The following is a 26,534-nucleotide window of genomic DNA, read 5'->3' as shown; positions in this document are numbered from 1 at the left end:
CAAGGAGACAAGCCAGATGCCCGCCTTCGAAACCGTCCTGATCGACAAGGATCCGCAGCACCCGCGCATCGCGCGCCTCTTGCTCAACCGACCCGAGAAGCTCAACGCCATCGGCGAGACCACGCCCTCGGAGATTCGACGCGCGGTCGAATGGGCCGAAGCCGACGACGAGGTGCACGTGATCGTGGTCGAAGGCGCAGGCCGCGCCTTCTGCGCCGGCTATGACCTTGGCGACTACGCCGAAGGCCACGGGCGTGAAGGGCAGGGCGACCACCCCTGCCGGCAAGAGAAAACGCCATGGGACCCGATGCTCGACTACGCCGCCATGAAGCGCAACACCGACGACTTCATGGCCCTGTGGCGCAGCCGCAAGCCCACCATCGCCAAGGTGCACGGCTATGCAGTTGCGGGCGGCAGCGACATCGCGCTGTGCTGCGACCTGCTGACCATGGCCGACGATGCGCGCATCGGCTACATGCCCACGCGCGTGTGGGGCTGCCCGACCACCGCGATGTGGACCTACCGCCTCGGTGCCATGCGCGCCAAGCAGCTCATGTTCACGGGCGACACCATTGCCGGCACGCAGGCGGCCGATTGGGGTCTCGCCAATTTCTCGGTGCCCGCCGATCAGCTCGACGACGCCACGCTGAAGCTCGCACTGCGCATCGCGGGCGTGCCGCGTTCGCACCTGATGATGCACAAGCTGGTCGTCAATCAGGTCTGGCATTCGATGGGGCTGGAGCAGAGCCAGATGTTCGCCACCGTGTTCGATGGCATCACGCGGCACAACCCCGAAGGCATGTGGTTCAGGCGCCAGGCCGAGGCCGAAGGCTTCAAGAGCGCGGTGCAGTGGCGCGACAGCGGCCGGCCGATTCCCGAAGGCGACGAAGCCCGCGCACGCATTGCCGAGCTCGAAGCGAAGCTGGCAGCGCGCGGCTGATCCGGCACGGGCAGGCGCCGGTGCGCGCCGATGGCCCTTTGTCGCGTGGTGCATGTCACGCGACCGACACCTCCCCCTTCGATGATCCGGCGCGCCCGCCGCCAACCTGCTCGGCAGCCAAAGGCGGGCGTATTTGCATCGATAGAAACAAATAGGGGGAATTTCAATGCAGTTGTTAACTTTTTCCAGGACCACCCTGGCGGCTTGTGCCTGTGCGTTCATGGCGGCATGCGGTGGTGGCAGTGGCGGCGGCGGTGGCATGCCCGCGCTGCCCGATGCGCCGGCGTCACCGCCGGCGGCGCCTCCTGCGCCGGCTCCAGCTCCAGCTCCGGCTCCAGCGCCAGTGGAGGCGGCACCCGTGCTCGTCATCGGTCATCGCGGCGCTTCAGCGCAGCGGCCTGAACACACGCTGGCTTCGTACCAGCAGGCCATCGACGACGGAGCCGATTTCATCGAACCCGACCTGGTGCCCACCAAGGACGGCGAACTGGTCGCCCGCCACGAGAACGCCATTGCCATCGTCGACGCAGCCGGCACCGTGATCGAGGCCACCACCAACGTGGCCGACGTGCCGAAGTTCGCTGACCGCAAGGCCACCAAGGTCATCGACGGCATCTCGATCACAGGCTGGTTCACCGAGGACTTCACGCTGGCCGAACTCAAGGAGCTGAGGGCCCGCGAGCGCATTCCGAAACTGCGCCCGGCCAACGTGTCGTACAACGACCAGTTCCAGGTGCCCACGCTCGACGAAGTGATCCAGCTCGCCAAGGCCCAGTCGGTGGCCAAGGGCCGCGTGATCGGCATCTACCCAGAGACCAAGCACCCGACCTACTTCCGCTCGATCGGCCTGCCGCTCGAGAAGAAGCTGCTCGACACCCTGCAGAAGCACGACCTGAACAAGGCCGATGCCCCGGTGTTCGTGCAGTCCTTCGAGACGGGCAACCTGAAGGACATCCGCCTGAAGAGCACGGTGAAGATTGTCCAGCTCGTCTACTCGGCGGGCGCGCCCTACGACCTCGAGGTACTGGGCGACAAGCGAACCTATGCCGATCTCAAAAAGCCCGAGGGCCTGGCCGAGATCGCGACCTATGCGCAGGGCATCGGCGCGGACAAGGCGAGCGTGATCCCGGTGGTCGGCGGCAAGCTGGGCACGCCGACCACGCTTGTGAAGGACGCACACGAGAAGAAGCTGCAAGTCCACATCTGGACCATCCGGCCCGAGAACAACTTCCTGCTCGACAGCTTCAAGAAAGAGCCCAAGACCGACCCGACTGTGTACGGCGACACGGCCGGGGAGATCAAGGCTTTTCTCGATGTGGGCATCGATGGCCTTTTCGCCGACAGCCCCGCGACGGCGGTGCCGGTGGTCAAGGCGTATCGGGCGGCGCGGTCGAGGTAGCAGCCCACAAGAGGGGCGGCGCTCAGTTCTTGCGACGCGTGACGACCACCGTCGCTTCGAGGCCTTCGTAGGCCTCGGCGTCGCCATACCAGCTGCCCGAAATGGGCGCTGCCTGCGCCGGGTCGCGCGTGACGCCGACGCGGATCAGCTGGCCGCTGCCCATCAGGTTGTTTGTCGGGTCGAAGGCCAACCAGCCGATGCCCGGCAGATAGGCTTGCAGCCAGGCGTGCGTGGTGCCGGCGCCGGTCATCGATTCGCCCTTGGTCTGGGCGGCGTTGTCGAGCGCGGCGTCGTAGAGGTAGCCGGAGACGAAGCGCGTGGCAATGCCAAGGCGTCGCGCGGCTTCCATCATCAGCAGGGCGTAGTCGCGGCAGCTGCCGCTGCCCAGCGCCAGCGTGACGAGCGGCGTCTGCGTGCCTTCTTCATCGCGCGCCTTGTATTCGAGGCTCTGGCCGATGTGCGCGTTCATGCGCGTGAGCACCTCGCGCGTGCTGTTGGGCTTGTCGGTGTGCAGGAACTGGTGGGCCCAGCGGATCAGCGTGCCCTGGTTGTCGTCGTCGTGGTGCGGGCGCAGGTAGTGCTCGAGGTCGAGGCGCTCCTGCACCGAATAGGCGAAGGGCAAAAATTCGGCGGCCGGGTCGAGCGCCAGCTGGTCCTGCTGCGCCGGCACGTGCTCGATGGTGAACGAGCACACGATGCGCAGCTCGGTCGCTTCGCCCATGGGCTGCACCAGCGCGACGGAATTGGAATGCGGGTCTTGAATGAGCCGTGTGAAGGCCTGCGGGCTCACCTGCAGGTCGGTGGCCAGCACGCGCAGGTCGTGGCTGTCGCGTGGACGGAACATCACGCGGTGCAAGCCGAAGGTGACCGGCTTGTTGTAGCGATAGACGGTGGTGTGCTTGATGTCGTACTGGATGGCCATGCGGTGCATTCTCAGTGTTCCCATGGCAAAACGGTGGATTGGCGTGGGCACATGCCGCAGAATCGGCGCCCGTCCGGGCTTTGCCCGGGTCGATTCGGGTTTATTCACCCAGGAGATTCCGGCCCGCCATGTACTCCGCCACCTTCAGCTTCGCTGGTCAAGGCCCCGCGTAGCAGCCATGCCTGAAGCGTTCGGTCTCGTTCAAGTGCTGGGCGGGCTGGCGATCGGCATCTTTTCGGGTGCGATGGCCGGGCTGCTCGGTGTGAGCCCTGGCGGGGCGCTGGTGCCCGCGCTGGCGTTGATGCCCGGCCTGGGGCAGCACGATGCGCAGGCCATTTCGCTCGCAGCGCAGTTGGTGCCGACCAGCCTGGCGGGGTTTCTGCGCTACCGGGTGTCGGGACATGGGGCCTCGTGGCGCACGGTGATCTGGATCTCGCTCGGGTTTCTGGCTGGGGCTTATGCGGGCGCGCGTGGAGCGAGTCATGTCGCCGATGCGGCGCTGCGGTGGATGTTCGTGGGGTATCTGCTGGTGCTGGCGACGCTGGTCGTGCTGAAGTCGCCTGCGAAGGCTGCGGGCGTAGATGCGACGCAGGCCGATGAGCCGCGCGGGGCGGTCGTTGCGCTGGTGGTCGTGGGCATGGTCGCGGGTGCGTCGTCGGGCTTGCTCGGCATCGGCGGCGGGCTGGCCATCACGGCGCTGCTGACGGTGGCGCTGCATTACTCGCAGCACCGGGCGCAGGCGGTGAGCCTGGCGATCAATGCGCTACCGCTGGCGTTGCCGGCGGTGCTTGTCTATGCCAGCGTCGCCAACGGGCTGCCCTGGGTGTTGCTGGGCTTTGTCGTGCTGGGGTTGTGGATCGGCACGGCGGCCGGGGCGCGGCTGGCGACCCGGCTGGACGAGCGGGCGCTGCGCAGGTACTTCTTCGTGCTGGTGATCTGCATGGCGCTGCTGATGGCCTGGCGGGCATCGGGCGCGGGCTGACCGGATCCGTTCAGAGTCGCTGCGTGCCGAGTGCCTTGGCCAGCGTGGCGGGCAAGGGCAGCGGCTCGGCATGCCACTGCGCGGCCAGCAGTTCTGCGCACAGCGCGGCAAAGCTCAGGCCGCGCGAGCCCAGCGCGGTGCAGGCCCAGAGGCCGCCTGCATCGGCGTCGAGCGGGCCGACCAGCGGTCGCCGGTCGCCCGAGGCGCAGCGGATGCCGACCCAGGCGTTGACCTGGCCGTGCGCGAACGAAGGGGCCAGCGCGGAGGCCGCGGCCGGATGCAGCCGCGCAAGGCGCTCGCGGTTGGCCTCGCTGTCCGCTTCGGTGGGGGCGAGGTTCGTGCTGTCGCGGTCGAAGGTCGCGCCGGCCAGCCAGATCGGGGCGCCTTTGGCATCGGGCACGTGAGCGACCAGATGGCCGTCGCCGTTGAGGGGCGTGGCGGGGAGGGCGGCACCGTCGGGCATCGGGCCCCAGGCGACTTGGCCGCGTACCGGCTGAAGAGGGAGCTTGGGGGCGAATCGGCCCGATTCGAAGCCTGCGGCGATCACCACGCGGTCGGCTTCGGCCAGCACGTCTCCGGCGCGGTCGTACAACTGCCAGGCGCCGTCGCTGTGCATCACACGCGCCACGCGGCACCCACCTCGAAACTCGACACCCGGCTGCCGCAGCCACGCGGCGATCAGCCGATGCGGCCGCACCCAGGCAGCGCGTGCGTGCCAGAGGGCGGGCGCATCGCCCGGCAGTCCGACAGCCGCCAATTGCTCGGCGCTCGCAGGCCACGATTCGTTGGGGCCGCTGTCGCTCCAGCCAGCCGGCACGCGCGTATCGCCGTCGGGCCGGCGCTCCAGCACGCCGGTGGCGTGCCAGTCGCTGCCTTCTTCCAGCAATCGTGTCAGTTCGGCCCACGTGGCGCGGATGCCTGCGCGTGTGAGCCGCGACAGCAGCGCGTCGTCGGGCGACACATGCGGCGCCAGCATGCCCACCGGCAGCCCCGAGGCACCAGAGGCGGGCCAGTCGGCAGCGTCCAGCACGGTAACCTGCCATCCGCGCCGCGCAAGGCTCGCCGCCACGGCCGCGCCTGCAAGCCCGGCGCCGATGACGGCGCAGCGGCCCGGCGTGTCGATGCGCTCGGGCGCGGGGCCACGGCGGCGCACCGTCCAGGCGGGCGCGAACACGCCGCGCAGGCAATCGCGCTTGGGAGGAAGGCCTTGGTCTTTTTCGACCGAGAACCCGAACTGCTTGAGCGCGTCGCGCACCGCCCGCGCAATCGTCCATGTGGCGATGCGCGTGCCTTGCCGCGCAAAGCGCGACACGGCCTTGAGCGTGTCTTCCGACCACATGGCAGGGTTCTGCTGCGGGCTGAAGCCGTCGAGAAAGATGCTGTCGGCCTCGAAGCGCTGGGCGCGCAGCATCGGCTGCACGTCGCCGATGCAGAGGGTGAGCAGCACGCGGCCTTCGTCGAAAGCCAGCCGGTGGAAGCCCGGCAGCAGCCCGTGCCACTGCGCGGCCAGTTCGCGGGCGAGGGAGGCCAGTTCGGGATACGCCCCGGCCGCGCGTAGAACGTCGTCAGCCGAAACCGGATGCGCCTCGACCGAAACGAAGTGCAGCATCCGTGGCCGCTCGGCGTCTGCACGCCAAGCCTGCCAGGTTGTCAGGAAATTGAGGCCAAGGCCGAAGCCGGTTTCGAGAACCAGCCATTGCGGCTGTCCGATCCAGGCTTCCGGCAGCCCGCAACCGCCCAGAAACACATGGCGCGACTGCGCCAGTGCTCCGGTTTCGGTGTGATAGATGTCGTCGAAGCGCTCGCTGCGGGGAACGCCGTCGGCGCGCCAGGCGACGGGCTCGGCGGCCAAGACGGGCTCAGTTCGACGGGGGTACGTAGCCTTGCGCCACGTCGGCGCCTTCGCCGAAGAAGTGCTTTTCCATCTGCCGCGCCAGGTACTGGCGGGCGCGCAGATCGGCCAGGTTCAGCCGGTTTTCATTGACCAGCATGGTCTGCTGCTTGAGCCAGGCGGCCCAGGCTTCCTTGCTGACGTTTTCCCACAGGCGCTTGCCCAGCTCGCCTGGGTAGGGCGGGAAGTCGAGCCCTTCGGCCTCTTTGCCGAGCTTGATGCACTGAACCATGCGTGCCATTTCGATTGCCTTTGAACGGGAAAAGTGGGGAAAGCGGTTGCTTAGTTGATTTGGCTATTTAGAACTGAAAACTTGGTCGTTCCAGTTTCTATATGTCGTATTGAGAATACGCAGCTTCATTGATATGCCTTTTCAGAGCAAGACACCATGAGCCTCCGCCGCGACTTTATCAAGCTTTCCCTGGGTGCCGGCGTGGCCGGTGCCATGGCCCTGTCGGCGTTGCCGACGTTCGCACAAGGCGGCGCGGCTCCCGTGACGCTGCTGAACGTGTCCTATGACCCGACGCGCGAGCTGTATGTTGACTACAACCAGGCCTTCGCCAAGTACTGGAAGGCCAAGACCGGCCAGGACGTGACGGTCAAGCAGTCGCATGGCGGCTCGGGCAAGCAGGCCCGCTCGATCATCGACGGCATCGACGCCGACGTAGCCACGCTGGCGCTGGGCGGCGACGTCGATGCGCTCGTCACGCACGGCGGCCTCGTCAAGGCCGACTGGCAGAAGCGCCTGCCGCACAACTCTGCCCCCTATACCTCGACCATCGTGTTCCTGGTGAAGAAGGGCAACCCCAAGGGCCTGAAAGACTGGGACGACCTGATCAAGCCCGGCGTGCAGGTGATCACCCCCAACCCCAAGACCTCGGGCGGCGCCCGCTGGAACTACCTGGCCGCTTGGGAGTTCGCCAAGCGCAAGTACGGCGGCGATGCCAAGGCCAAGGAATACATCGGCAACCTGTTCAAGAACGTGCCCGTGCTCGACACCGGCGCGCGCGGCTCGACCATCACCTTCGTGCAACGCGGCGTGGGCGACGTGCTGCTGGCCTGGGAGAACGAAGCCTTCCTGGCGCTGAAGGAATTCGGCCCCGAGAAGTTCGAGATCGTGGTGCCCTCCATTTCCATCCTGGCCGAGCCCAGCGTGGCGGTGGTCGACAAGGTCGTCGACAAGAAGGGCACGCGCGCCGTGGCCGAGGAATACCTGAAGTACCTGTACTCGGACGAAGGCCAGGACATCGCGGGCCGCAACTTCTACCGTCCGACGTCTGACAAGGCAAAGGCCAAGTACGACAAGCAGTTCCCCAAGCTGACGCTGGTGACCATCGACCAGGCCTTTGGCGGCTGGGCGAAGGCCGACAAGGAGCATTTCGCCGACGGCGGCTCCTTCGACCAGATCTACACGACAAAGCAGAAGTAACTCGACCCGCGACCAAGCCGGTCCTGCATGGCGCCCGTTCCGCGAGCGCCGTGACACGGTTCGCCTCGACATCTCCGAAGAAAACAGAAAGCCTCCCGTGTCCGTTCTCCTGATTGCCGGCAGCCCCACGGCCCCGTCCCGTTCCACCGCCTTGCTCGACTCGGTGGGCGAGCGGCTGGCCCAGCGCCACGCGCGGATCGAGCGGCTTGCCATCCGCGAGCTGCCGGCGCAGGCGCTGCTGCTGGCCGAGTGGAACAACCCGGCCATCGAGCGCGCCATCGCCCAGGTGGCGGCGGCCCGTGTGATCGTGGTGGCCACGCCGGTCTACAAGGCGGCCTACAGCGGCCTGCTCAAGGTCTTTCTGGACCTGCTCTCGCAGAACGCGCTGAAGGGCAAGACGGTGCTGCCACTGGCCACCGGCGGCAGCCCTCACCACATGCTCGCGCTTGACTACGCATTGCGGCCCGTGCTGCAGTCGCTGTCTGCGCGCCACATCCTGCCGGGCGTGTACGCCAGCGAATCGCAGATTGCGCTGACGCCCGAGAACGCCTACCAGGTGCACAACGACCTGGCCGAGCGACTCAACGAGGCCGTCGAGGTGCTGGCCACCGAAGGCCTGAAGCTGCCGGCAACGCACGGTTTCGAGCCGGTTCCGTTCTCGCGCGTGCGATGTAGCGTCTGAAAGCACGGGCTCGTTGCGAGCCCGGCTTGCCCAGACCTCATCCCTCATTCCCGTTTTTGAAAGCCGCCAGCGCGCGGTGCGGGACAGCTTTTGCCTGAAGTTTTTGCAGACCAAGGAATCCACGCATGACCCCCGTTGCCACCGAAGACTCCGTGCTCGACACCTCGCCGCGCTCCCTCTGGCACGCGCTGGGCGATCTTGCCGTGAGCGTCATCGTCGTCAGCGCCATTGCGCTGATCGTGAGTTTCATTGCCGCCGCCTGACCGCGCGCACATCCATACACAAGCATTGCCATGACATTGATTTCCGCACCCCGACGTCGCCTGATCCAGGGCGTTGCCGCCGCCGTTGCACTGCCGTCGTTCGCAGCGCTGGCACAGGCGCCCGCACGCCAGCTTCGCATCGGCAACCAGAAGGGGCCACTGAGCGTTCTCAAGGGTCGCGGCACGCTCGAAAAGCGCCTGGCGCCTCTAGGCGTGACCGTGAAGTGGACCGAGTTCACCGCCGGCCCCGTGCAGCTCGAGGCGCTGAACGTCGGCTCCATCGACTTCGGCGACGTGGGCGAGGCGCCGCCCATCTTCGCGCAGGCAGCCGGCGCGCCGCTGGCCTATGTGGCCGCGACCGTGCCGCGCCCTCGGGCGGAAGCGGTGATCGTGCCCAAGGGCTCGGCCATCAGGACCGTGGCCGACCTGAAGGGCAAGAAGATCGCGCTCAACAAGGGCTCGAACGTCCACTACTTCATCGTCAAGCTGGCCGAAAAGCACGGGTTGCCGTACACCGACCTGAACCTGGTCTACCTGCCGCCGGCCGATGCGCGCGCCGCCTTCGAGAAGGGCTCGGTCGACGCCTGGGTCATCTGGGACCCGTTCCTCGCCGCAGCCGAGAAGTCGCTCGAAGCGCGCGTGCTGGCCGACGCCACCGGCGTGGTCGGCAACCGCGGCTACTACTTCTCGTCGCTCGACTACGTGGCAAAGAACGCCGACGTGCTGGCCGTCGCGGTCGAGGAGATCAACAAGATCGACGTCTGGGGCGAAGCCAACAAGGGGGACTACGCGGCCGAGCTGGCCACCCTCTGGGGCCTGCCGAAGCCGGTGGCCGATTTGTCCGTGGGCCGTGTGGGCTACGGCACTGCAGCCATCACCAAGGCAATCCTGGCCGAGCAGCAACAGATTGCCGATACCTTCTTCGCGCTGAAGCTGATCCCGAAAAAGATCAACGTGCTCGAAGCCGCCGGCGCGGGGATTGCGTGATGCAGATCTTCTGGTTCCTCCCCACGCACGGCGACAGCCGCTACCTCGGCACAAGCGAGGGCGCGCGCCCCATCGACCTGGCCTACCTGCAGCAGATTGCCGGCGCGGCCGACAACCTCGGCTACGAAGGCGTGCTCATTCCAACGGGCCGCTCGTGCGAAGACCCGTGGGTCATTGCTTCGAGCCTGATCGGCGCGACGAAGAAGCTCAAGTTTCTGGTGGCGGTGCGCCCGGGCCTGCACCAACCCAGTCTGGCCGCGCGCATGGCCGCGACCTTCGACCGGCTCTCTGGCGGGCGCTTGCTTGTGAACCTCGTGACGGGTGGCGACCAGGCTGAGCTCGAAGGCGACGGCGTGTACCTCGACCATGCGTCGCGCTACGAGCAGTCGGCGGAGTTCATCCGCATCTGGCGCGAGATCATTGCGCGAAGCCATGACGGGCAGGCTTTCGACTTCGAAGGCAAGCACCTGAGCGTGAAGGGCGCCAAGCTGCTTTACCCGCCGGTGCAGAAGCCGTATCCGCCCGTGTGGTTCGGCGGCTCTTCCGCCGCCGCGCACGACCTCGCCGCGGAGCAGGTCGATGCGTACCTCACCTGGGGAGAGCCGCCCGCGGAAGTCGCGAAGAAGATCGCCGACGTGCGGGCGCGCGCCGAGCGGCAGGGCCGCAAGGTCGAGTTCGGCATTCGCCTGCACGTGATCGTGCGCGAGACGGAAGACGCCGCGTGGAAGGCCGCCGAAGAACTGATCAGCCGCGTGGACGACGAGACCGTCATCCGTGCGCAGGCCGCCTTCGCGCGCATGGATTCCGAAGGCCAGCGCCGCATGGCCGCGCTGCATGCGGGCGGCGCGAAGCGCTCGCGCGCCGAGCTTGAAATCGCGCCGAACCTCTGGGCTGGTGTGGGCCTCGTGCGCGGCGGTGCCGGCACGGCGTTGGTGGGTGATCCGAAGACCGTTGCCGCGCGCATCGAGGAGTACGCCGCGCTCGGCCTCGACAAATTCATTCTCTCGGGCTACCCGCATCTCGAAGAGGCTTACCGCTTCGCAGAGCTGGTGTTCCCGTTGCTCTCGCGCAAGGCGCAGACGCGCCTGGCAGGCGGCTCGCTCAGCGGCCCGTTCGGCGAAGTCGTTGCCAATCTCGATGCGCCGTCGCGCCTCGTCTCCCAAAGCTGAAGGACCGCCATGACCGAACAAGTTCAGGAGCTGCCGGCCGTGGCACCCACCGAGAACAACGCGGGCAACGCGTTCAGGAGCTTTGCTGCCAACGTCGCCGGGCGGCTGGTGCCGTGGCTCGTGCCGGTCGGGCTCATCGTCTTCTGGCAGATCGCGTCGTCGCTAGGCTGGCTCAGCACGCGCGTGCTGCCGGCGCCGGTCGACGTGGTCAAGGCTGCGTGGAGCCTCACAGTGTCGGGCGAGCTGTGGACGCACGTGAAGGTCAGCGCGGGCCGCGCGCTCGCGGGGCTGGCCATCGGAGGTGGGGCGGGGCTTGCGCTCGGCTTGCTCACGGGTTCGGTGAAGTTCGCCGAGACGCTGCTCGACTCCACCATCCAGATGGTGCGCAACATTCCGGCGCTGGCGCTGATTCCGCTGGTGATCCTGTGGTTTGGCATCGACGAATCGGCCAAGCTGTTCTTGATTTCGGTGTCGGTGTTCTTTCCGATCTACCTGAACACCTTCCATGGCATCCGCAACGTCGATCCGCAACTGATCGAGATGGGGCGCACCTACGGTCTGTCGCGCTGGCAGTTGTACCGCGAGGTGATCCTGCCGGGTGCGCTGTCGTCGATCCTCGTGGGCCTGCGCTTCTCGCTGGGCCTGATGTGGGTGATCCTGATCGTGGCGGAGACCATCTCGGCGCAGGCCGGCATCGGCTACCTCACGATGAACGCCCGCGAGTTCCTGCAGACCGACATCGTGCTGGTGGGCATCCTGCTGTACGCGCTGCTCGGCAAGCTGGCCGACCTGTTCGCGCGCGGGCTGGAGCAATGGTGGCTGCGGTGGCACCCGGGCTACCAGAAGAAGGCGAAGTGAGGGCAGGGGCATGACGCAATTCCATGTTTCCCGTCGCACCGTCATCGCCACGCTGGGCGCGCTTGGCGCCAGCGCGGTGCTCGCACAGGGCGTGGCCGCCCGGCCCGCGACCGTACGGCTCGGCTACCAGAAGTCGTCGACGCTGATCGCCGTACTCAAGGCGCAGGGCGCGCTCGAAAAGCAACTCGCGCCGCTCAACGTCACGCTGAGCTGGCATGAGTTCACCAGCGGCCTGCCGCTGCTTGAAGCGCTGAACCTCGACAACCTCGACATCAGCGCCGACGTGGCCGACACCGTACCCGTGTTTGCGCAAGCCGCCGGAGCAGACCTGACCTTCATCGCTCAGGAAGCACCGTCGCCCGCTGCACAGGCCATCGTGGTGCGGGAAGACTCGCCGATCAAGACCGTGGCCGATCTGAAAGGCAAGAAGGTCGGCTTCGCCAAGGCCGCCGGCGCGCACTACCTGCTGATCGCCGCACTCGACAAGGCCGGCCTGTCGTTCAAGGACATCGAGCCCGCCTACCTCACGCCGGCCGATGGCCGCGCCGCCTTCGAGAAGGGCGCCATCGACGCATGGGTGGTGTGGGACCCGTTCCTTGCTGCCGCGCAGCGGCAGTCGAAGGTGCGCGTGCTGGCGGATGGTGCGGGCATCGCCTCGTACCAGCGCTACTACCTTGCGAGCACCAAGTTCGCGAAGGCGCGGCCCGACGTGCTGCGCGCGGTCTACGCCGAGCTCGAGAAGACCGGCAAGTGGGTCAAGCAGAACCCGAAGGACGCGGCCGCGCTGCTGTCGCCCGTGTGGGGCCTGGACGCCGCAACCATCGAGCAGGCCAACAGCCGCCGCAGCTATGCCGTGCGTCCGGTGGTGGCCGAGGCCCTGACCGAGCAGCAGCGCATCGCCGATGCCTTCTTCACGGAAAAGCTGCTCCCCCGAAAAATCGATGCGCTGAACGTGGCGCTGTTCAAACCCGGAGCCTGAAGCCCATGAGTGCCGTCCTGAAAGACATCCAACCCCAGGCCATCGCCGGCGGCGTGCGCCTCGAAGCGCGCGGCCTGCACAAGCGCTACGGTGCGCGCGAAGTGCTGCGCAACACGCGCCTGACCATCGAGCCGGGCCAGTTCATCGCCATCGTCGGGCGCAGCGGCTGCGGCAAGAGCACGCTGCTGCGGCTCATCGCGGGGCTGGAGGAGCCGAGCGCCGGTGGCCTCTACACCGACGGCAAGGCCGTGCATGGCCTGCACGACGACACCCGCATCATGTTCCAGGAGGCGCGCCTGCTGCCGTGGCGGCGCGTGCTCGACAACGTGACGCTGGGCCTGCCCAACGATGCCAAGGCGCGCGGCAAGGAAGTGCTGGCGCAAGTCGGCCTGGCCGACCGCGAGAACGAATGGCCGGCGCGCCTGTCGGGCGGCCAGCGGCAGCGCGTGGCACTGGCCCGCGCGCTGGTGCATCACCCGCGCCTGCTGCTGCTCGACGAGCCGCTGGGGGCGCTGGATGCGCTGACGCGCATCGAGATGCACCGCCTCATCGAGAACCTGTGGCAGCGCCACCGCTTCACCGCTTTGCTGGTGACGCATGACGTGCAGGAGGCCGTGGCGCTGGCCGACCGCGTGATCCTCATCGAAGACGGCCGCATCGCGCTCGACGAGAACATCGCGCTGGCCCGCCCGCGCTCGCAGGGCGACCCGGCCTTCGCGGCCATTGAAAAACGAATCCTCGACAGGGTGCTGCAGAAGCCGGAAGACACCGCGCCAGAGAGCACCGACGCAAGCTGGCTCAGCACCCCCGCGCATGCATTGCGCTGGGCGATCTGAGCTTCTTTCATCCATCCACCCCCTTGAAAGGCAGTCGCATGTCGCAGAACTGGAAATTTGAAACCCTGTCGGTGCACGCCGGCTACTCGCCCGAACCGACCACCCGCGCAGTGGCGCCGCCGATCTACCAGACGGTGGCCTATGCCTTCGACAGCGCGCAGCACGGCGCGGACCTGTTCGACCTGAAGGTGCCGGGCAACATCTACACCCGCATCAACAACCCCACGCAGGACGTGCTGGAGCAGCGCGTGGCCGCGCTTGAAGGCGGCATTGCGGCGCTGGCCCTGGCCTCGGGCCAGGCGGCCGTGACCTACGCGATCCAGACCATCGCCGAGGCCGGCGACAACATCATCAGCAGCACCGCGCTGTATGGCGGCACCTACAACCTGTTCGCCCACACGCTGCCGCAGTTCGGCATCACCACGCGCTTCGCGGACCACCGCGATCCGACGAGCTTCGAGAAGCTGTTCGACGAGAAGACCAAGGCGGTGTTCGTCGAATCGCTGGGCAACCCGGCGGGCAACGTGACCGACATTGCGGCCATTGCCGAGATCGCGCATCGCCACGGCGTGCCGCTGATCGTCGACAACACAGTGCCTTCGCCGTACCTGAGCCGGCCGATCGAACACGGCGCCGACATCGTGGTGCACTCGCTCACCAAATACCTGGGCGGCCACGGCACCAGCATCGGCGGTGCCATCGTCGATTCGGGCAAGTTCCCGTGGGCCGAGCACAAGCAGCGCTTCAGGCGCCTGAACGAGCCTGACGTGAGCTACCACGGCGTGGTCTACACCGAGGCGCTGGGCCCGGCCGCCTACATCGGTCGTGCGCGCGTGGTGCCGCTGCGCAATACCGGTGCGGCCATCTCGCCGTTCAACGCCTTCCTGATCCTGCAGGGCATCGAGACGCTGGCACTGCGCATGGACCGCATCAGCAGCAACGCACTCGCGGTGGCGCAGCACCTGAAGCAGAGCAAGGCCGTGAACTGGGTGAACTACGCGGCGCTCGAAGACCACCCCGACTACCCGCTGGCGAAGAAATACTTCGGCGGCCGCTCCAGCGGCGTGCTGACCTTCGGCATCGGCGCAGGTCGCGAGGGTGGGGCGAAGTTCCTCGATGCGCTGAAGCTCTTCACGCGCCTCGTGAACATCGGCGACGTGCGCTCGCTGGCCACGCACCCGGCCTCGACCACGCACCGGCAGCTGTCGCCCGAAGAGCTGGCGAAGGCCGGCGTGACCGAAGACACCGTGCGCCTGTCCGTCGGCATCGAGCACATCGACGACCTGATCGCCGACCTCGACCAGGCGCTCGCCGCCGCATCGAACTGAAAGGCCTTCTGAAGAAATGACCACACTGCAAGCCATCCCCGAAGCCGCGCTGGACCAGCTGTTCCGCAAGGCCCGCACCGTGCACGCGTTCAGGCCCGTGCCCGTGACCGACGAGCTGATCCACAAGCTCTACGACCTGCTGAAGTGGGGCCCGACCGCCTACAACGCCCAGCCGGCTCGCTACGTGTTCGTGCGCAGCGAAGAAGCAAAGGCGAAGCTGAAGCCGGCCGTGTCTGCAGGCAACACCGCGCAGACACTGGCGGCCGGCGTCACGGTGATCGTGGCGCACGACACGCGCTTCTTCGAGCACCTGCCCACGCAGTTCCCGGCCTACGACGCCAAGCCCTTCTTCGAGAAGAGCGCCGAAGCCGCACAGGCCACGGCCTTCCGCAACAGCAGCCTGCAGGGTGCCTACCTGATCCTGGCGGCGCGCTCGCTGGGGCTCGACGCGGGGCCCCAGTCGGGCTTCAACGCCGACCTGGTCGACAAGGCCTTCTTCCCCGACGGGCGCTACCGCGCCAACTTCCTCGTCAACCTCGGCGTGGCAGACCACGCCGGCACTTTCGAGCGCGGGCCGCGGCTGGCGTTCGACGACGTGGCCGAGATCGTCTGACGACACGGCCCATTCATCCATTCATTCCCGCTTCAACCTGAAAGAGAAACCATCATGTCCATCCAAGCCATCAACGTGCGCAACCAGTTCAAGGGCAAGGTCCGCGAGATCATCCGCGGCGACGTCGTCTCCGAAGTCGATGTCGAAACCGCCTGGGGCATCGTCACCTCGGTCATCACCACGCGCTCGGTCGACGAGCTGCAACTGAAGGTGGGCTCCGACGTGGTCGCGCTCGTGAAGTCGACCGAGGTTTCGATCGCGAAGCTCTGACGGACCCTCGGGCATCTGCGACAACCCGGCGCTGTCATGGCGCCGGGTTTTTTCGTTTCTGGGGTGATGCGTTTGCAGTGGTTTACAGGCCATCCATTCGTTGACTGTGCTGAATTTTGGGAATCGATCGAATCTTTTAAAGCTCTTCCTCCCTTTTGAATACCTCGCCATAGCATGCGCCGCGAGGTCGTGATCCGTGTTGTTCATCGATGCGCGGACACACCTCGCGAAGAGTCGGCATTCAATCAAACACATCAGGGCGGAACCCCATGCTCGTTGAAATTGACGAACACGGAATGATCAGTCACGCGCGAGTCAGGCATGCTCGCAGCCCACAGATTGAACGAGGGAAACGGGTCGGAGCAATTACCGGCATCGTCGTGCACCAGACCGACGCCGATACTTCGGCGTCTTCATTGAACAGCTACAAGCAGCCGAAGGCGAACGGCGCGCACTTTCTTATCGACAAGGATGGGACCATCTATCAGACGGCGGCGATTTATCAGCGGACGAATCATGTGGGGCCGTTGAAGGCGCGATGCCTTGTCATCAAGAAGTGCGCTCTGCGTGACTTTCCCGAGAAGGTGGGAGCGACCGCGATGCATCGCATCGAGATGCGCAAGGCACCTAGTGATCGGTATCCCAGCAACATGGAGGCCATTGGGATCGAGATGGTTGGAAGGGCAAGGCTACCGGAAGGATTCAAGCCGACTATCAAACAAAGAGAAATGACCCCGGACGATTTGCGAGGAGAGGCTGGTATTTTTCCTGCTCCAACGGCCGCCCAGAACCAAGCGCTCTCGTGGCTCGTTCACGTGCTTCAAAACTCGATGCAAATCGCAACGAGCGAGGTCTTCCGCCACACTGAGGTCAGTAGAAAGAACATTACCGAGGCGCAAGGCGCGAACTGGACACTCCCCATACCCACACCATGAGCAAAGTCAGCATCCTCTTGATGGCGTTGGTTGCAACTGCAACAGCTGTCCCGACTCATGCGGCCGACAAGCGATACCCGCTTGATTCCGTAAGGAAGATCGAAGTCGTCGAGCCCTCCAGCGGGTCTGTGTGGGAAGACAAAAATCTCCTAGATTGCTCCGATGTCGTCCTGACCGAAGAAGACGTGCGATATGCGCTGCAGCATATACGCAGGGTCACAAAGAAAGCGTTTTTCAGCGAGGAGACGGAGAGGACAGGGTGTTCGGGTGGTGCTTCCGTCATTTTCAGAAATGGAAAGATCATCGTCATCGGAGTCGAGCCCACGGGGAGGATCAACATCTTCGAAGCGAACGCCAAACTCGAACCTACCGGTGTTCCTGAAAGCTACTATGGGTGCGATCCGTGCAGGAAGCGCAAGATGATCCTTCTTCAGGACGCTTTCGATCGAGCCGATGAGCGCAGGCTCAAGAAGCTGGTGGCGCAAGGACGGATTTCTTCCACTGAAGCGGAACTTCTGCTGCAGAAAGCGCGTTCAGCGCGCAAAGGGCCTTGATGCGCAAGATCAACAATCTCGTGGCCACGATACTGATCGTGGCAGCGGGAACATCTTCAGCGCAGGCCGCTGACAAGCGGTACCCCATCGCGTATGTGCAGAAAGTGGAAGTCACACACCCTTCGCACCGAGGTGCCTGGGAGAACAAGGATTTTCTGAACTGCGACGATGTCGTGCTGGCAGAAGAGGACGTCCGCTACGCCTTGCGGCATATGCGCAGGGTTTCGTGGAAAGCCTACGACCCGGAAAGAACCGATACCACAGGGTGCGAAGGGAGTGCCCTCGTCACGTTCAAGAACGGAAAAATCCTCGCCATGGGTATTGAACCCAATGGGCGAACTCTTGCACTTGAGTACGACGCAAAGATGAAGCCCACGGGGAGTCCGACGAGTTTCTACGAATGCAGCCCTTGCCGGAAGCGCAAGATGGCTCTCCTGAAAGATGCACTGAACCGCGCGGATGAGCGAAGGCTCAAGAGGCTGGTGGTGGAAGGGCAGCTCTCTGCCAGCGAAGCGGAGTTTCGGTTGAAGTGGGGGCGAGCTGAACGCGACAAGCCCTGACATACCAACCAAGGCGCTCTCCCCTGATTACCCGCTACGGCGGGTTTTCTTTTGGCTGTCTCCAAACGGCAATCACCCTTAGTCGCGGGGCGCATTAGAAAGCGCGAACAGCTTCCTTCCGCCTCGCGCACCCGCCTCGCAGAATCTTCTGGATTCATCGAAGCCAAGGTTGCCGCTCATGCTCAAACGTTCGTTTCTTCGTCACGCTGCTGCGTGGCCTTTGATCGCCGCCGCACCACGCCTGCTGGCGGCCAACACCGAAACGCCGGCCACCATCCGCATCGGCGTGGCCACCGGCGGCGTGGGCAACCCGGTGCGCTTCGGCGGGTCGTCTGCGGCGCTGCTGCATGCCTTCGGCGGGCTCGAGGAAGAGTTCAAGGCTGACGGCACGAAGATCGAATGGGTGTTCTTCAAGGGCGCGGGCCCGGCGGTGAACGAGGCACTGGTCAACAAGCAGCTCGACCTGGCCTGGCAGGGCGACCTGCCTTCCATCGTGCACCGCGCGGGCGGAGTCAAGACTCGGATCATCGCGGGCTCGGGGGTGCGCAACGGCCTCTACCTCGCGGTGCCGCCGGATTCGCCGGTCAAGCGCATCGAGGATCTGCGCGGCAAGCGCATCGCGCTCTACAAGGGCACGAACCTGCATCTCGCGGCCGTGCGCGCGTTGGCCGCGCACGGGCTGAAGGAAAGCGACGTCCGCCTCATCAACCTCGACCTGCCGGGCGCACAGGCCGCGCTGGCCACCAGGGACATCGATGGCGCGTTCGGCTATGTCGAGCTGTTCGTGCTGCGCGACAAGGGCGCGGCGAAGGTGATCTATTCGGCTTCCGAGGATTCGTTCAAGTACACGCGGCAAACCGTGCTGCTGGCCTCGGACGATTTCGCGCGGAGCTATCCCAAGGCCACGCAGCGCATCGTCAAGTCGCTGGTGACGGTGGCGCGGCGCTACTCCGACGAATCGCAGCGCGACGAAGTGTTCAGGCAATGGGGCAAGGCCGAGGTGGCCGAGAAATACTGGCGCGAGGACTTCATCGGCCAGCCGCTGCGCGTGCGCCTGTCGCCGCTGCTCGATCCGTTCCTGGTGCAGCGCTACAAGGATTCGGCCGAACAGGCACTGGCGCTCAAGCTGGTGCGCGGCAAGGCCGAGATCGACAACTGGTTCGATCGCAGCTTTCTCGATGCAGCGCTGCGCGAGCTGAAGCTGGAGAACTACTGGCCGGTGTATGAGGCCAATGGCGAAGTCAGCGGCAAGCAAGTGGCGGTGGCGCGATGAGCAGCAGCAAGCGGCAGATCAAGCTCAACGCCTTCCTGATGGCGACCGGCCATCATGTGGCGGCGTGGCGCCACCCCGATGTGCCGCTGCAGGCCGGGCTCGGTTTCGCGCACTACAAGGCGCTGGCGCAGACGGCGGAGCGCGCGAAGTTCGATGCGGTGTTCCTGGCCGACAGCGTGGGCATCCGCGACGCGTCGGCGTCGCGCACCCTGCATCGCAGCGCACGGGTCTCTGGCTTCGAGCCGTTGACGTTGCTGTCGGCGCTCGCGGCCGTGACCGAGCGGCTGGGCCTGATCGCCACGGTGTCGACCACCTACAACGAGCCGTATCACGTGGCGCGCAAGTTCGCCTCGCTCGATCACCTGAGCGGCGGACGTTCGGGCTGGAACGTCGTTACCTCGTCCAACGAGGCCGAGGCGCTGAACTTCAATCTCGACCGGCATCCCGAGCACGCGCTGCGCTACGAGCGCGCGCGGGAGTTCGTCGATGTGGTGACAGGGCTGTGGGATTCGTGGGACGACGATGCCTTCACGCACGACAAGGCGGCCGGCGAATACTTCGACCCCAGTCGGCTGCATGTGCTGGCGCACCAGGGAAAGCACTTTCGCGTGCGCGGCCCGCTCAACGTCGCGCGGCCGCCGCAGGGGCACCCGGTGGTGGTGCAGGCCGGCGCTTCGGAAGCGGGGCAGGCGCTGGCCGCTGCGACGGCGGAGGTGATCTTCACCGCGCAGCAGTCGCTGGCGGGCGCGCAGGCTTTCTATCGCGGCCTCAAGGCGCAGCTGGCGCACCATGGCCGCGACCCCGAGGGGCTCAAGATTTTGCCGGGCGTGTTTCCGGTGGTGGGGCAGAGCGAACAGCATGCGAAGGAAAAGCTCGAAGAGCTGCAATCGCTGATTCCGCCCGACGTGGGCGTGGCGCTGCTGTCGACGGTGATCGGTGGCATCGACCTGACGGGCTACCCGGTCGACGGTCCGCTGCCCGGCAACCTGCCCGAGCCGAACGGGCCCAAGAGCCGCTTCCGGCTCGTGACCGAACTGGCGCGCACCGAGGGCCTGAGCATCCGCCAGCTCTACCAGCGCGTGGGCACGGCGCGCGGGCACTGGTCGATCCACGGCACGGCCTCGCAGATCGCCGACCAGTTGCAGCAGTGGTTCGAGGAAGAGGCGGCCGACGGCTTCAACGTCATGCCGCCGACCTTGCCCGGCGGGCTGGACGACTTCGTGACGCAGGTGGTGCCCGAACTGCGCCGCCGCGGCCTGTTCCGCCATGAATACGAAGGCCGCACGCTGCGCGAGAACCTGGGACTGGCGCGGCCCGCGAACCGGCATCTGCTGGCGCGTGATCTCAAGGCGGCCGCATGAGTGCGGTGCTGCCTCCGGAGCTGTCGCTTCCGGTCGTCGGGCGAGCTTCGCCTCTTGCGGCATGGCGCCGATGGCTGCCTGGCACGGCGCGCCTGCTGCTGGCCTGGCCGGTGCCACTGGCCGTGCTGCTGCTGTGGCACATCGCGGCGCGCAACGAATGGATCGCGCCGCAGGTGCTGCCTTCGCCCGAGGCGGTGGCGGCCACCTTCGCCGAGGCGCTGCGCAGCGGGGAATTGCTCGACAACCTGCGCATCAGCCTCTGGCGCGTGTTCGCGGGCTTTGGCGTCGGGCTGGTGGGCGGCTTGCTCATCGGCACGGCGATGGGGCTGTCGCCGACCTTCAAGGACTACGTCTATCCGCTGTTCAAGGCCTTCGCGCAGGTGCCGGTGCTGGGATGGCTGCCGTTGCTGATGCTGCTGGTGGGCATCGACGAGACGCTCAAGATCATCCTGATCGCCAAGGCTTCGCTGGTGCCCATTGCGCTCAACACCTACAAGGGCATCCAGAACGTGCCGACGCGCTACATCGAGGTGGCGCGCGTGTTCCGCTTCAGCCGGTGGCAACTGCTGTCGCGGGTGGTGTTCCCGGCTGCGGCGGCACCCATCTGGAACGGCGTGCGCTACGGCTTCACGCATGCATGGCTCGCGCTGGTGGTGGTTGAGCTGCTGGCGTCGAGCGAAGGGCTGGGCTACATGATCGTGTTCGGGCGGCAGCTGTTCCAGCTCGACGTGGTGCTGGCGGCGGTGGTAATGGTGGGGCTGGTTGGCTTTGTGCTCGACAAGCTCTTGGCGCTGATCGAAACGCGGCTGCTGCGCTGGCGGCGGGCGGGGTTCTGATGAGTGCCGGGAACCTCTTTCGCCGCGTGCCGAAACCATTGCGCGGCTGGGTGCTGCCTGCATTGCTGGTGGCGCTCTGGTGGGCAGCCTTCCGCTTCGGCTGGTCGAGCTCGCCGCTGCTGGTGTCGATCGACAGCGTCTGGCAGCAGGCGGTGGAGCAGGCCACGAGTGGGGAGCTGTGGGTAGGGCTCTCCGCCAGCCTGTGGCGCGACCTGGCTGGCTTTGCCATCGGCGCGAGCGCCGGGCTGCTGTTCGGCGCGGCGCTGGGCTTGTCGCGGTTGTTCGAGAACCTGGTGGGGCCGGGCTTCCACACGCTCAAGCAGATTTCGCTGTTCGCGTGGATTCCGCTGCTGTCGGTGTGGTTCGGACTGGGCGACGCGGCCAAGGTGGCCTTTCTGTCGCTCGCGGCCTTCTTCCCGGTGGTGCTCAACACCTTCGAAGGCATCCGCAGCGTGCCGGGCGACTTGGTCGAGGTGGCGCGGGTGCTGCGCTTCAACCGCTGGCAGCTGTTCACGCGCGTGGTGCTGCCGAGCGCGTCGCCGTCGATCTTCGCGGGCATTCACCTGGCGCTGATCTACGCATGGCTTGCCACGCTCGGGGCGGAGTACCTGCTGGTCTCGGGCAAGGGCATCGGCAACACCATGATCGACGGGCGCGACCACTTCCGTATGGACCTGGTGATCTTCGGCGTGATCGTGGTCGGGCTCGTGGGCTTCACGCTCAACTGGATTGCCACGCGCATCGAGAACCGCCTGCTGGCCTGGCGCGGACGTTCCGTGGCCGGCTTCTGAACAAGAGAAAGAACAACGCAATGGCACACGCCGCCACTCTGGAAATACGCCAGCTCAGCAAGCAATACGAGGTCGAGGGCGCACCGCTGAAGGTGCTCGACGACATCAGCCTGACCATCACGCCGGGCGAGTTCGTCAGCATCGTGGGCTCCAGCGGATGTGGCAAGTCGACGCTGCTGCGGCTGATCGTCGGCCTCGAAGCCGACTACCGCGGCGAGGTGCTGATCGACGGGAATCGCATCGTCGGCACCAGCCTCGACCGCGGCATCGTGTTCCAGGAGCACCGGCTGTTTCCGTGGCTCACTGTGCGGGACAACATTGCGCTGGGCCTGCTCAATGCCGGTCTCAGCGCGCAGCAGAAGCGCAAGGAGGTGCAGGCGCACATCGAGCTGGTCGGGCTCAAGGGCTTCGAGAGTGCCTATCCGCATCAGCTCTCGGGCGGCATGTCGCAGCGCGTGGCGATTGCGCGGGCGCTGGTGAACCGGCCCGAGATATTGCTGCTCGACGAGCCTTTCGGCGCGCTCGACGCGATGACGCGCGCGCATCTGCAGCAGGAGCTGCACCGCATCTGGCAGGCCGAGGGCATCACCATGATCCTCGTCACGCACGACGTGGAGGAGGCCGTGTACCTCGGCGACAAGGTGGTGGTGATGGAGCCGCGTCCCGGGCGCATCCGCCGCATCGTGCCGGTGGAGCTTGCACATCCGCGCAACCGCGTGGACCTTGCCTTTACCCACGTCAAGGAAGAGGTGCTGCGCGAGTTCGCGGGCACGCCGCCACCGGCCGAAACGCCGCTGTATCCGGTGGGTGGCTTGCCTGCCGGCCTGCGCTTTGCCTACTGAGCCCTTGTTTCTTTCCTTTCTTCCATCAACCAAAGAGGACCTTCGATGAGCGCCATTCTTTCTTCCCCGGTCGTTGCGCAGGACAACGAACTCGACATCGTCCGGCAGGCCGGCCACATTGGCGCGGAGGTGCGTGGCGTGCGGCTCTCCGGCGCATTGCAGCCGGAGATTTTCCAGTCGATCAAGGCCGCGCTGCTCAAGCACAAGGTGCTGTTCTTCCGCGGCCAGCAACATCTGGACGACGCGCAGCAGGAGGCCTTCGGCCGCCTGTGGGGCGAACTGGTGCCGCACCCGACCGTGCCCTCGAAAGACGGCACGCGGCTGCTGGAGCTCGACTCGCGCCACGGTGGTCGCGCCAATTCGTGGCATACCGATGTGACCTTCGAGGTTGCCTATCCGCAGGTGTCGATCCTGCGCGCGGTGGTGATTCCGGCCTATGGCGGCGACACCGTCTGGGCCAACACGGTGGCCGCCTACGAGAGCCTGCCCGACGACCTCAAGGGGCTGGCAGACCGGCTGCGCGCCATCCACGGCAACGACTACGACTACGCCGCCGCGCGCCTGCCGGTTGACCTGGACGACGAGGGCGCCCGTCGCTACAAGGAAGTGTTCACGCGCCGCCTGCTCGAAGCCGAGCACCCGGTGGTGCGCGTGCACCCCGAAACCGGCGAGCGCAGCCTGGTGCTGGGCCATTTCGTGAAGAGGCTGGCCGGTCATTCGACGCACGACTCGGGTCATCTGTTGAGCGTGCTGCAGAGCCATGTGCACCGCCTGGAGAACACGGTGCGCTGGCGCTGGACGCAGGGCGACGTGGCAATCTGGGACAACCGCGCCACGCAGCACTACGCGATCAACGACTATGGCGACCAGCACCGCGTGGTGCGGCGGGTGACGATCGCGGGCGACGTGCCGTATGGCGTGGATGGCGCGACGAGCGTGGACCGAACGGCCCCGGCCGTGCGCGCTGCCGAAGCTGCGGAAGCGGCTGCCTGAGCCTGTTTCTATAGATCGGATGGTTGTTAGGAATCGACTTTTCAGTTGTTTGAGCTTCGGCGTGCGGCTCCTACAGTGGTGGTTATCGCCATCAAGGCGTATCCAACGCACAACAGGAGCCGCACAGCATGTCAGTGGAAGTTGAAGAAGAACTCGTCTTGCCCGAAGCACTGGAACAGGCGCGCGCCAAGGCCGCCGAAAGCAATTGGCCCTACGCCGGCGGCGTGACGCCACCGGTGGCCTGGGAACTGGTGCAGAACGGCCATGCCGTTCTGGTCGATGTGCGCTCGGGCGAGGAGCGCAAGTTCGTCGGCCACGTGCCCGACAGCCTGCATGTGGCCTGGGCCACGGGCACGGCGCTCACGCGCAACCCGCGCTTCGTGCGCGAACTGGAGGCCAAGCTGGCGAAAGACGGTGGCAAGGACGCCGTGGTGCTGCTGCTGTGCCGCAGCGGCAAGCGTTCCGCACTGGCCGCCGAGGCAGCTGCCAAGGCCGGCTTCACGAATGTCTTCAACGTGCTCGAAGGTTTCGAGGGCGAGATCGACGCACACCAGCACCGTGGCGGTGCAGACGGCTGGCGTTTCCACAAGCTGCCGTGGGTGCAGGACTGAGACCCTCAACACAAGACGTTCCCCGGGAGAAAAACACATGGCCCATTTCGAGGTAAGCGACATCGTGCGCGCGCTGCATGGCGTGCGCGACGAGTGGCGCGATTCGCAGCGCCGCTCGCGCGAGCCCGGTGCGCGCGAGTTTCCGTCGCGTGATGCGCTCACGCAGATCGTCGAGTCGCTGAAAGGTGCGCTCTTTCCCATGCGGCTCGGCCCGCCGGACCTGCGCCACGAGAGCGAAGACTTCTATGTCGGCCACACGCTCGATGCCGCCTTGCAGGCGCTGCTCTTGCAGGCCCGGCTGGAGCTGAACTTCAACGCTCGCCTCCAGCCGCGCCCCGCGAGCGAGATCGACGATGCGGCCACCGAAGCCGTTCGCCGGTTCGCGAACGCGCTGCCCGGCCTGCGCCGCCTGCTGGACAGCGACGTGCTCGCGGCCTACCAGGGCGACCCGGCCGCGCGCAGCGTCGACGAGGTGCTGCTGTGCTACCCCGGCGTGCTCGCGATGATCCATCACCGCCTTGCACATGAGCTCTACAAGCTCGGCCTGCCGCTTCTGGCGCGCATCGTGGCCGAGCTCTCGCATGCGCAGACGGGCATCGACATTCATCCGGGCGCGCAGATAGATGCGGGTTTCTTCATCGACCACGGCACGGGCGTCGTGATCGGCGAGACGGCCGTCATCGGCAAGCGCGTGCGGCTGTACCAGGCGGTCACGCTCGGCGCCAAGCGCTTTCCGACCGACACCGAAGGCAACCTGCAGAAGGGCCTGCCGCGGCATCCGGTGGTGGAAGACGACGTGGTCATCTACGCGGGCGCGACGATTCTCGGGCGCGTGACGCTCGGCAAGGGCGCCGTCATCGGCGGCAATGTGTGGATTACCGACGACGTGCCCCCTGGCGCGAGCGTCACGCAGGCCAGCCTGCAGAACGCACCGAAAGCGGGTGGGGCAGCATGAAAGCATTTGTCGAAGACTTCGGCGTGACCATCCGCCAGCTGCGCGAGGGCAAGGGCTGGTCGCAGGAAGAGCTGGCCGAGCGTTCCGATCTGAACCGCTCGTACGTGGGCGAGATCGAACGCGGCCGCGTCATTCCGTCGATCGTCACCGCGCAAAAACTTGCGACTGCGCTGGGCATCAACATGGTCGGCCTGCTCATGCGCTGCGAGCAACTGGAGCAATCGCGCCTCGCAAGAAGGATCAACTTGGCGGCTATAGCCTGTTGAGGGAAAACCCGTGGCCGCCGGACACTGGCGGCCACTTTTTCCTTAACACCGGAGCCCTGATCCATGAGCGCAACAGTTGGTGGTACGACCGCCCTTGGCGACAACGCCGCAAGACAGCTAGCCAATGCCACCAAGACAGTCCCCCAGCTCGAGACCATCAGCCCGCGCTGGCTGACGCACCTGCTGCAGTGGGTGCCGGTGGAGGCGGGCATCTACCGCGTCAACAAAGTCAAGAACCCCGAGTCGATCAAGGTCACCTGCACCTCGCGCGAAGAAGAAAACCAGCTCCCGCGCACCTTCGTCGACTACGAAGAAAACCCGCGCGAGCACTACCTCAATGCCGTGAGCACCGTGCTCGACGTGCACACCCGCATCTCCGACCTCTACAGCAGCCCGCACGACCAGATCAAGGAGCAGCTGCGCCTGACGATCGAGACGATCAAGGAGAACCAGGAGAGCGAGCTCATCAACAACCCCGACTACGGCCTGCTGGCCCAGGTGACGGAAGAGCAGCGCATCTTCCCGCTGACCGGCGCGCCCACGCCCGACGACCTCGACGAGCTGCTGACCAAGGTGTGGAAGGAGCCTGCGTTCTTCCTCACGCACCCGCTGGCCATTGCCGCCTTCGGCCGCGAAGCTACGCGCCGCGGCACGCCGCCGCCCACCGTGAGCCTGTTCGGCTCGCAGTTCATCACCTGGCGCGGCATTCCGCTGATTCCGTCGAACAAGGTGCCGGTGGCCGACGGCAAGAGCAAGATCCTGCTGCTGCGCGTGGGCGACAAGCGCCAGGGCGTGGTGGGGCTCTTCCAGCCCGGCCTGTCGGGCGAGCAGGGGCCGGGGCTGTCGGTGCGCTTCATGGGCATCAACAACCATGCGATCGCGTCGTACCTGATCTCGCTGTACTGCTCGCTGGCGGTGTTGACCACCGACGCGCTGGCCGTGCTCGATGACGTCGAGATCGGCAAGTACCACGACTACGCCGACACCTACAAGTAAGCCGCGGTGAGCA

30 protein-coding genes are annotated in these 26,534 nt (G+C 66.1%); 27 read left to right on the top strand and 3 right to left on the bottom strand.

Going from position 1 to position 26,534, the window contains the following annotated elements; genetic code table 11:
* The first annotated feature begins 16 nt into the window (after positions 1–16).
* Together NWF24_RS16765 and NWF24_RS16760 are read left to right on the top strand one after the other, a co-directional pair.
* Entirely contained in the window at positions 17–940 is a 924-nt protein-coding gene (locus NWF24_RS16765) for a crotonase/enoyl-CoA hydratase family protein (RefSeq protein WP_258355149.1), read from the top strand.
* Positions 941–1,106: 166 nt separating this feature from the next.
* Positions 1,107–2,339: a glycerophosphodiester phosphodiesterase gene (locus NWF24_RS16760; RefSeq protein WP_375338462.1), complete on the top strand. Its 1,233-nt coding sequence runs from the start codon at positions 1,107–1,109 to the stop codon at positions 2,337–2,339.
* A 22-nt stretch (positions 2,340–2,361) separates the two neighbouring features.
* On the opposite strand, the gene NWF24_RS16755 is transcribed toward NWF24_RS16760, so the two are convergent.
* On the bottom strand, positions 2,362–3,285 hold the full coding sequence (locus tag NWF24_RS16755; RefSeq protein ID WP_258355147.1) for a transglutaminase family protein: 924 nt from the start codon (positions 3,283–3,285) through the stop codon (positions 2,362–2,364).
* A gap of 154 nt (positions 3,286–3,439) precedes the next feature.
* Between NWF24_RS16755 and NWF24_RS16750 the strand changes: the two genes are divergently transcribed.
* Entirely contained in the window at positions 3,440–4,243 is an 804-nt protein-coding gene (locus NWF24_RS16750) for a sulfite exporter TauE/SafE family protein (RefSeq protein WP_258355146.1), read from the top strand.
* Between the two features lie 10 nt (positions 4,244–4,253).
* On the opposite strand, the gene mnmC is transcribed toward NWF24_RS16750, so the two are convergent.
* Both mnmC and NWF24_RS16740 read right to left on the bottom strand, forming a co-directional pair.
* On the bottom strand, positions 4,254–6,095 hold the full coding sequence (gene mnmC, locus NWF24_RS16745; RefSeq protein ID WP_258355145.1) for an FAD-dependent 5-carboxymethylaminomethyl-2-thiouridine(34) oxidoreductase MnmC: 1,842 nt from the start codon (positions 6,093–6,095) through the stop codon (positions 4,254–4,256).
* Positions 6,096–6,102: 7 nt separating this feature from the next.
* Positions 6,103–6,375, bottom strand: a complete 273-nt coding sequence (locus tag NWF24_RS16740) for an oxidative damage protection protein (protein WP_012748083.1) — start codon at positions 6,373–6,375, stop codon at positions 6,103–6,105.
* 147 nt (positions 6,376–6,522) lie between these two features.
* Here NWF24_RS16740 and NWF24_RS16735 point away from each other — a divergent pair, with 147 nt between their 5' ends.
* The 24 genes from NWF24_RS16735 (at position 6,523) to NWF24_RS16620 (ending at position 26,521) form a co-directional block, all read left to right on the top strand.
* Entirely contained in the window at positions 6,523–7,563 is a 1,041-nt protein-coding gene (locus tag NWF24_RS16735) for a sulfate ABC transporter substrate-binding protein (protein ID WP_093173969.1), read from the top strand.
* Positions 7,564–7,660: 97 nt separating this feature from the next.
* A complete protein-coding gene (gene ssuE, locus NWF24_RS16730; RefSeq protein WP_093054572.1) occupies positions 7,661–8,245 on the top strand; it encodes an NADPH-dependent FMN reductase in 585 nt (194 codons plus the stop codon).
* Between the two features lie 125 nt (positions 8,246–8,370).
* Positions 8,371–8,508 (top strand): hypothetical protein, encoded by a 138-nt coding sequence (locus NWF24_RS16725; protein WP_177142297.1) that lies wholly within the window; start codon positions 8,371–8,373, stop codon positions 8,506–8,508.
* Between the two features lie 30 nt (positions 8,509–8,538).
* Positions 8,539–9,495, top strand: a complete 957-nt coding sequence (locus NWF24_RS16720) for a sulfonate ABC transporter substrate-binding protein (protein WP_258355144.1) — start codon at positions 8,539–8,541, stop codon at positions 9,493–9,495.
* Positions 9,495–10,664, top strand: coding sequence for an FMNH2-dependent alkanesulfonate monooxygenase (gene ssuD / locus NWF24_RS16715; RefSeq protein WP_258355143.1), 1,170 nt, complete (start codon positions 9,495–9,497; stop codon positions 10,662–10,664). The genes NWF24_RS16720 and ssuD overlap by 1 nt, the downstream gene beginning before the upstream one ends.
* Positions 10,665–10,673: 9 nt before the next feature.
* On the top strand, positions 10,674–11,522 hold the full coding sequence (ssuC, locus tag NWF24_RS16710) for an aliphatic sulfonate ABC transporter permease SsuC (RefSeq protein ID WP_258355142.1): 849 nt from the start codon (positions 10,674–10,676) through the stop codon (positions 11,520–11,522).
* Positions 11,523–11,532: 10 nt separating this feature from the next.
* Positions 11,533–12,501 (top strand): aliphatic sulfonate ABC transporter substrate-binding protein, encoded by a 969-nt coding sequence (locus tag NWF24_RS16705; RefSeq protein ID WP_258355141.1) that lies wholly within the window; start codon positions 11,533–11,535, stop codon positions 12,499–12,501.
* A 5-nt stretch (positions 12,502–12,506) separates the two neighbouring features.
* On the top strand, positions 12,507–13,337 hold the full coding sequence (locus tag NWF24_RS16700; RefSeq protein ID WP_093074723.1) for an ATP-binding cassette domain-containing protein: 831 nt from the start codon (positions 12,507–12,509) through the stop codon (positions 13,335–13,337).
* A 38-nt stretch (positions 13,338–13,375) separates the two neighbouring features.
* Positions 13,376–14,665: an O-acetylhomoserine aminocarboxypropyltransferase/cysteine synthase family protein gene (locus NWF24_RS16695; protein ID WP_093054584.1), complete on the top strand. Its 1,290-nt coding sequence runs from the start codon at positions 13,376–13,378 to the stop codon at positions 14,663–14,665.
* Between the two features lie 16 nt (positions 14,666–14,681).
* The gene (locus NWF24_RS16690; RefSeq protein ID WP_258355140.1) at positions 14,682–15,278 is read left to right on the top strand and encodes a malonic semialdehyde reductase; all 597 of its coding nucleotides are present in this window, start codon (positions 14,682–14,684) and stop codon (positions 15,276–15,278) included.
* 54 nt (positions 15,279–15,332) lie between these two features.
* Positions 15,333–15,548 carry a TOBE domain-containing protein gene (locus tag NWF24_RS16685; RefSeq protein WP_007829250.1) on the top strand — a complete coding sequence of 72 codons (216 nt, stop codon included), beginning with the start codon at positions 15,333–15,335 and terminating at the stop codon, positions 15,546–15,548.
* A 269-nt stretch (positions 15,549–15,817) separates the two neighbouring features.
* Positions 15,818–16,483 (top strand): peptidoglycan recognition protein family protein, encoded by a 666-nt coding sequence (locus NWF24_RS16680; RefSeq protein ID WP_258355139.1) that lies wholly within the window; start codon positions 15,818–15,820, stop codon positions 16,481–16,483.
* Positions 16,480–17,037: a hypothetical protein gene (locus NWF24_RS16675; protein ID WP_258355138.1), complete on the top strand. Its 558-nt coding sequence runs from the start codon at positions 16,480–16,482 to the stop codon at positions 17,035–17,037. Before NWF24_RS16680 ends, NWF24_RS16675 begins: the two co-directional genes overlap by 4 nt.
* Positions 17,037–17,597 (top strand): hypothetical protein, encoded by a 561-nt coding sequence (locus NWF24_RS16670; RefSeq protein ID WP_258355137.1) that lies wholly within the window; start codon positions 17,037–17,039, stop codon positions 17,595–17,597. Before NWF24_RS16675 ends, NWF24_RS16670 begins: the two co-directional genes overlap by 1 nt.
* Positions 17,598–17,775: 178 nt before the next feature.
* The gene (locus NWF24_RS16665) at positions 17,776–18,870 is read left to right on the top strand and encodes an ABC transporter substrate-binding protein (protein WP_093174173.1); all 1,095 of its coding nucleotides are present in this window, start codon (positions 17,776–17,778) and stop codon (positions 18,868–18,870) included.
* Positions 18,867–20,231: an LLM class flavin-dependent oxidoreductase gene (locus NWF24_RS16660; RefSeq protein WP_093173953.1), complete on the top strand. Its 1,365-nt coding sequence runs from the start codon at positions 18,867–18,869 to the stop codon at positions 20,229–20,231. The genes NWF24_RS16665 and NWF24_RS16660 overlap by 4 nt, the downstream gene beginning before the upstream one ends.
* Positions 20,228–21,067, top strand: a complete 840-nt coding sequence (locus NWF24_RS16655; protein ID WP_258355136.1) for an ABC transporter permease — start codon at positions 20,228–20,230, stop codon at positions 21,065–21,067. Before NWF24_RS16660 ends, NWF24_RS16655 begins: the two co-directional genes overlap by 4 nt.
* A complete protein-coding gene (locus NWF24_RS16650; RefSeq protein WP_258355135.1) occupies positions 21,067–21,858 on the top strand; it encodes an ABC transporter permease in 792 nt (263 codons plus the stop codon). The genes NWF24_RS16655 and NWF24_RS16650 overlap by 1 nt, the downstream gene beginning before the upstream one ends.
* Before the next feature lie 20 nt (positions 21,859–21,878).
* Positions 21,879–22,700 (top strand): ABC transporter ATP-binding protein, encoded by an 822-nt coding sequence (locus tag NWF24_RS16645; RefSeq protein ID WP_258355134.1) that lies wholly within the window; start codon positions 21,879–21,881, stop codon positions 22,698–22,700.
* 45 nt (positions 22,701–22,745) lie between these two features.
* Positions 22,746–23,693, top strand: coding sequence for a TauD/TfdA dioxygenase family protein (locus tag NWF24_RS16640; RefSeq protein WP_258355133.1), 948 nt, complete (start codon positions 22,746–22,748; stop codon positions 23,691–23,693).
* A gap of 128 nt (positions 23,694–23,821) precedes the next feature.
* Positions 23,822–24,304, top strand: coding sequence for a rhodanese-like domain-containing protein (locus tag NWF24_RS16635; protein ID WP_093054605.1), 483 nt, complete (start codon positions 23,822–23,824; stop codon positions 24,302–24,304).
* A 37-nt stretch (positions 24,305–24,341) separates the two neighbouring features.
* Positions 24,342–25,259, top strand: coding sequence for a serine O-acetyltransferase EpsC (gene epsC, locus NWF24_RS16630; protein ID WP_258355132.1), 918 nt, complete (start codon positions 24,342–24,344; stop codon positions 25,257–25,259).
* Complete coding sequence (locus NWF24_RS16625) at positions 25,256–25,525, top strand: helix-turn-helix domain-containing protein (RefSeq protein WP_081269389.1); 270 nt, start codon at positions 25,256–25,258, stop codon at positions 25,523–25,525. Before epsC ends, NWF24_RS16625 begins: the two co-directional genes overlap by 4 nt.
* Positions 25,526–25,588: 63 nt before the next feature.
* Positions 25,589–26,521: a family 2A encapsulin nanocompartment shell protein gene (locus NWF24_RS16620; RefSeq protein ID WP_258355131.1), complete on the top strand. Its 933-nt coding sequence runs from the start codon at positions 25,589–25,591 to the stop codon at positions 26,519–26,521.
* Positions 26,522–26,534 lie beyond the last annotated feature (13 nt).

This window comes from Variovorax paradoxus, from assembly GCF_024734665.1.
Taxonomy (GTDB): Bacteria; Pseudomonadota; Gammaproteobacteria; order Burkholderiales; family Burkholderiaceae_C; genus Variovorax.
The sequence above is the reverse complement of the archived record's forward strand: the minus strand, read 5'-3'. Positions and strand labels throughout refer to the sequence as shown.